Raw genomic sequence first — 2,510 nt, 5'->3', positions numbered from 1 at the left:
TTTCAATATTCAATCGTAAATTTGAATAGATGGATCCTTTACTTTTACTTAAATTATCCTCAGACATCATAATCCTCCAAATACATGGTAGTTATAGGTTTCTTCAATTAGACTGTGCCTATACGTTGGAAAGGACAATAAAAAAAGAGTATTAAATCCTTATCGATTTAACACTCTTTTTGAAATTATTTAATTTCTAATTATATCAATCCTAACATTCTCACCATCTGGGTAATAATCAGTGGCACTAAAATGGCGATGACAGTTGGAATAAGGAAGGCAAGAAATGTCCATTTCTTACTTTTCGTTTCTTTATAAATATTAAGCAAAGTCGTGCCACACGGATAATGAAGCAGCGAAAATAACATCATGTTCAATGCTGTGAGCCACGTCCAACCGTGATCAAGAAAGATTTTCTTCAAATCTACCATGCTATCAACTTCAGTTAAAGATCCTGTTGATAAATAACCCATCAATAGGATTGGAAGAACAATTTCGTTTGCAGGTAACCCTAAAATAAATGCCATCATGATGTAACCGTCAAGGCCAAGCATTTTTCCAAATGGGTCCAAAAACTCGACGGCATACATGAGAATACTTGTGTCACCAATGTAAATATTTGCGAACACCCAAGTTAAAATCGCTGCTGGAGCGGCAACTTTAACGGCGCGAACTAACACAGACCAAGACTTTGTTAAAGACGACCGAATCACGGTATCGAATATCTTCGGTTTACGGTAAGGCGGTAGTTCTAATGTGTAATGAGTTGGTACTCCTTTAAGGGCCGTTTTCGACAGAACCCAAGAAACAAAAAAGGTAACCACTATACCAAATAAAACAATACCGACAACGACCCCTGTGGTAACAAGTGATGCTGCCCCACCTGTAAAATTGGCAGCCATGAATAACGATGCTAAAACAATTAAAGTTCCCCATCGTCCATTACATGGAACAAAGTTGTTTGTAAGGATGGCCAGCATCCGCTCTCTTGGTGATTCAATAATCCTTGTTGAAATAACCGCTGCCGCATTACAGCCAAATCCCATCGCCATTGTTAATGATTGCTTCCCATGGGCACCCACCCTTTTAAAGAGCCGATCCATGTTAAAGGCTACCCTTGGAAGATAACCATAATTTTCCAATAATGCAAATGTTGGAAAAAAGATCGCCATCGGCGGGAGCATAACACTAATCACCCATGTTGTTCCTCGGTATAAACCGAGAACAAGGACTCCGTGCAACCAATCGGGTGCATGCAGGAAGGTAAAAAATGATGTAATATACCCCTCTAAGAATCCAAAAAACTCAGCTATCATGGAGGATGGGATATTTGCTCCAGCGATTGTTAAATAAAATAGAACTCCTAACATAATAATCATGATGGGAAAACCAAAAATTGGTGAAGTAAAAACCGCATCCAGTTTTTCGGTTCGAGTATCCCTTTTTGATTGTGTATAGGTAATTCCTTCATGACATAATTTATGACTGCGATCGTAAAGGTTTTGAACAATGTCATCTCTCAGCTTTGGTGTCGACAGCTCCTGAGCTTCAGCATAAAGCTTGTGAATACTCATTCTCTAAACCCCCTCCTGCAACCAATCGGTTACTAATTTCATTCAGTAATGTTTCGTCTCCATCTAGCAATCTCAAAGAAACCCAACGAGAGGATAATTGATCTCCAATAAATTCACGTACTTTAGGTTCAATTATTTTAATCTTAGCTTCGATCTCCGCAGGATAGGACACCTGAACCGGTTTGCATTCAATCACCCCTGTCACAATGCGATCAATGGTATCTAAGAGCATAGGAAATCCCTTTTTGTTCCTGGCAGAAATCTTGATGACAGGAACCCCCAACCGATTGGTCAACAATCGCTCATTAATCTGAATTCCTTGTTCTTCCGCAACATCAATTAAATTGATGCAAATGACAACATTTTTTGTCATCTCTAATACCTGCAACGCTAGATTAAAATTCCGCTCTAATGAGGTCGCATCTAGTACCACAACCGTCACATCTGGTTTTTCAAAAACGATATAATTTCGCGCAACTTCTTCATCCGTTGAATTCGAGAAAAGTGAATAGGTGCCAGGAAGGTCAATAAGATTAAACGTTTTATCTTTATGCTGAACAGTCCCTTGTGCAAGTGAAACGGTTTTTCCTGCCCAATTCCCTGTATGTTGTCTGAGGCCGGTTAAGGCATTGAACAAGGTACTTTTCCCCGTATTCGGATTTCCAGCTAAGGCAATTCGATATTCATTACCCATTAGATACCAGCTCCCCTTCTATTTTTGAACTTTCCTCTCTTCTGAGGGCAATCGTTGTTTGACTGACACGAAAGGCAATTGGATCTCCCAACGGACTTTTGCGAATAACCTCTACGAGTGCTCCATTCACAAATCCTAAATCCAATAATCTTCTTCTCATGACACCCTCTAGATTTATAGCAGTTATTTTAATCAAATTTCCTTTTTGGCCATTCACCAGTTTAATAATATTAGGTTTATCC

The 2,510-nt window shown here is 39.2% G+C and carries 3 protein-coding genes; all 3 read right to left on the bottom strand.

Annotated features, from left to right (window positions below):
* Window positions 1–200 precede the first annotated feature (200 nt).
* From V7137_RS13750 to V7137_RS13740, 3 genes are read right to left on the bottom strand one after another with little or no spacing between them, the layout of a single operon-like run.
* Window positions 201–1,574: a nucleoside recognition domain-containing protein gene (locus V7137_RS13750; protein ID WP_335698612.1), complete on the bottom strand. Its 1,374-nt coding sequence runs from the start codon at window positions 1,572–1,574 to the stop codon at window positions 201–203.
* Entirely contained in the window at window positions 1,549–2,268 is a 720-nt protein-coding gene (locus V7137_RS13745; RefSeq protein WP_335698611.1) for a FeoB small GTPase domain-containing protein, read from the bottom strand. The genes V7137_RS13750 and V7137_RS13745 overlap by 26 nt, the downstream gene beginning before the upstream one ends.
* The gene (locus tag V7137_RS13740; RefSeq protein WP_335698621.1) at window positions 2,261–2,497 is read right to left on the bottom strand and encodes a FeoA family protein; all 237 of its coding nucleotides are present in this window, start codon (window positions 2,495–2,497) and stop codon (window positions 2,261–2,263) included. Before V7137_RS13740 ends, V7137_RS13745 begins: the two co-directional genes overlap by 8 nt.
* Between the last annotated feature and the right edge of the window lie 13 nt (window positions 2,498–2,510).

Origin of the sequence: Neobacillus drentensis, assembly GCF_036962765.1 — a bacterium.
Lineage (GTDB): Bacteria > Bacillota > Bacilli > Bacillales > Cytobacillaceae > Neobacillus > Neobacillus drentensis_C.
This window is presented reverse-complemented; position numbering and strand designations above follow the sequence as displayed.